This window comes from Vicinamibacteria bacterium, from assembly GCA_035620555.1.
Lineage (GTDB): Bacteria > Acidobacteriota > Vicinamibacteria > Marinacidobacterales > SMYC01 > DASPGQ01.
On record DASPGQ010000775.1, the window covers coordinates 1 to 3,174 of the forward strand.

Annotated in this window: 3 protein-coding genes; all 3 read right to left on the bottom strand. The window is 65.6% G+C overall.

The window, feature by feature from the left end; all coding sequences use genetic code 11:
- Positions 1-372, bottom strand: a 372-nt coding sequence (gene rpiB / locus VEK15_31330) for a ribose 5-phosphate isomerase B (GenBank protein HXV65229.1), incomplete at its 3' end; no start/stop codon positions are given.
- A gap of 3 nt (positions 373-375) precedes the next feature.
- Positions 376-2,451 (bottom strand): transketolase, encoded by a 2,076-nt coding sequence (gene tkt, locus VEK15_31335; GenBank protein HXV65230.1) that lies wholly within the window; start codon positions 2,449-2,451, stop codon positions 376-378.
- 16 nt (positions 2,452-2,467) lie between these two features.
- On the bottom strand, positions 2,468-3,174 hold a 707-nt coding region (locus VEK15_31340), incomplete at its 5' end, for a phosphoketolase (protein HXV65231.1).

Consider the following 3,174-nt stretch of genomic DNA (forward strand, 5'->3'; position numbering starts at 1 on the left):
CAGGAACGCGCGCACCAGCTCGCGGGCGAGCTCGACCCCCACCACCCGGCCTCCGAGGACCAGCACGTTCATGTCGTCGTGCTCGACCCCTTGATGTGCGGAGTAGGTGTCGTGACAGAGCCCGGCGCGGATGCCCGGGATGCGGTTCGCGGCCATGGATGCCCCGACCCCGCTTCCGCAGATCAGGATGCCGCGGTCGGCCCTCGATTCGCGAAGCGCGGTCGCCACCGCCTCCGCGTAATCGGGATAGTCGACCGGATCCTGGCGATGAGTGCCCACGTCGAGAATCTCGTGGTTTTTCCGTGACAGGAAGGGCTTCACCGCCTCTTTTAGCTCGAACCCTGCGTGATCGGAACCTATGGCGATGCGCATCACTCACCTCGCTTTCGCGATCTGCTCCCTGGCTGCCGCGACGATGTTCTCGGGAAGGAAGCCGAATTTCCTCTGGAGCTCCTTGAGCGGCGCCGACGCCCCGAAGGTCTCCATCCCGATGCTCTTGCCGCTCGCTCCGACGTAACGGCTCCAGCCGAGGGTGGAGCCCTGTTCCACGGACACGCGCGCTCGGACGGACTCCGGAAGGACCTCCTCCCGATACTCGGGATACTCGCGGCAGTAGCGCTCGAAGATCTCCCACGAGGGCATGCTCACCACCCGGGCCTGGATCCCTTCGGCCCGGAGCTCCTCGTAGGCCGCGATACAGGACGGGACTTCGCTCCCCGTGGCGAGCAGCAGCACTTCGGGCTTGCCGTCCTCGGCATCCGCGAGAACGTAGGCGCCGCGCCTCAGGCCTTCCGCGGAAGCGAACCTTTCGCGGTCGAGCGTGGGGAGAGCCTGCCGGGACAGCACGAGCGCCACCGGGTGGTGGCGGAGCCCTAGAATCAGGCGCCAGGCTTCGACCGTCTCGTTGGCATCCGCCGGCCGGAGGGTGATCAACCCCGGGATGGCGCGCAGCGACGCGAGATGCTCCACCGGCTGGTGGGTGGGCCCATCCTCCCCGACGCCGATGGAGTCATGGGTGAAGATGTGGATGACCGGGATCTCCATCAGGGCGCTCAAGCGGATCGCCGCCCGTCCGTAGTCGCTGAAAATCAGGAAGCCGGACCCGAAGGGTCGAATCTTCGAGAGTGAAAGGCCGTTCAAGACCGCGCCCATCGCGTGCTCGCGGATCCCGAAGTGGAGGTTCCGCCCCGCCCCGTCCTCGGCGCTGAAGTCCCCTGCGCCCTCGAACGAGAGACGCGTCTTGCAGGAGGGGCCGAGGTCCGCCGATCCCCCGACCAGCCACGGAACGTTCCGGGCGATCGCGTTCAGCGCCTTTCCCGACGCGTCCCGGGTGGCGAGCCCGGAAGCCGAGGCGGGAAACGAGGGAAGTCCTTCGTCCCAGCCCTCGGGGAGCTCGCGCCGCATCATGCGGTATCCATGGTCCGCGAGCTCGGGATACTCGCGCCGGTAGGCTTCGAACCTTTCCCACCAAGCCCGGTGCAGCTCGCCCCCGCGCGCGCCGATTCCCGCCTGGAAGTGCTCGCGTACCCCTTCGGGAACGAGGAACCGGGCGTCCTCCGGCCAGCCGTAGTTGCGCTTGGCCAGCCGGATTTCTTCCTCCCCGAGCGGCTCTCCGTGAGCGGCGCTCGTGTCCTGCTTGTTCGGGGCGCCATAGGCGATGTGGCTGTCGACGATGACGAGAGTCGGCCGGTCGGTCGTGCTCCGGAACGTCCGGAAGGCGCGCTCGAGCATATCCAGGTCGTTCGCGTCTCCCACGCGGGTGACGTTCCATCCGTATCCGATGAAGCGGGTGGCCACGTCGTCGCTGTAGGCGAGAGCGGTGTTTCCCTCGATGGTGATGCGGTTGTTGTCGTAAATCCAGCAGAGGTTCGCGAGCTTCAGGTGACCCGCGAGCGAAGCCGCCTCGCCCGAGATCCCTTCCATCATGCAGCCGTCGCCGCAGAGGGCATAGACGTCGTAATCGAAGAGCTCGAACCCAGGACGATTGAAGTGGCTCGCGAGCCATCTCTCGGCGATGGCCATCCCGACGCTCGTCGCCACCCCCTGTCCCAAAGGCCCGGTGGTGGTCTCGACTCCCGAAGTCCAGCGGTACTCCGGATGGCCGGGGCACTTGCTGCCGAGCTGCCGGAAGCGCTTGATGTCCTCGAGCGTCAACGAAGGCTCACCCAGGATCTCGTACTTCGGATTGACCGATTTCACTCCCGTCAAGTGCAGCAGAGAGTAGAGCAGCATGGAGGCATGGCCGACCGAGAGCACGAAGCGGTCCCGGTTCGGCCAGATCGGATGCTCGGGGTCGAACCGCAGGAATCGCTGCCACAGACAGTAGACCACGGGCGCGAGCGCCATGGGTGTTCCCGGATGTCCGGAGTTGGCCTGCTGCACCGCGTCCATGGACAGAGTGCGGATGGTGTTGATGCATAGCTGGTCCAGATCGCGATTGGGCTTGAACATCTCGACCACCGGCGAATCAGTACGGCCAGGTCCAGCCGGCCAGCTCCGGTCTGTCCGTTCCATGCTCGTGCGCGTATCGCAGGTTGTCGATGATGGCATCCCTCATCTCCTCCTTCAGATGGGCGGCCCTGGTGCGCAGCTTCGGCACCCGGTCGATCACGTCGATGACCAGGTGGAAGCGCGAGGTCTCGTTCAGCATCGCGAGCTCGAGCGGGGTATTGATGTTGCCCTTCTCTTTGTAGCCCCGCACGTGGAGATTTTCGTGCCCCCTAAACCGGTACGCGAGCTTGTGGATGAGCCACGGATAACCGTGGAAGTTGAAGATGACGGGTTTGTCGGTAGTGAACAGACTCTCGAACTCCCGCTCCGTCGATCCGTGCGGATGCTCGGTCGCCGGCTGGAGCTTGAACAGATCCACCACGTTGATGAAGCGGAGCTTCAGCTCCGGAGCTCGCTCTCGCAGGATCGCGGCCGCCGCCAGCGCCTCCATGGTGGCCACGTCGCCGCAGGCGGCGAGAACCACGTCCGGCTCCTCGCCGGCGTCGGTGCTCGCCCGGGGCCAGATGCCGATGCCCTTCGCGCAGTGAATGATCGCCTCGTCGATCGTCGTGAACTGGAGATGCTTCTGCTTGTCGGCCACGATCACGTTGATGCAGTCGGTCGAGCGCAGGCAGCGATCGGCGATCACCAGCAGGCAATTCGCATCGGGCGGCAGGTAGATGC

What these genes read in the sequence shown, in the direction of transcription:
- tkt (HXV65230.1), bottom strand. Translation starts at nt 2,451, where the DNA reads ATGTTCAAGCCCAATCGCGATCTGGACCAGCTATGCATCAACACCATC.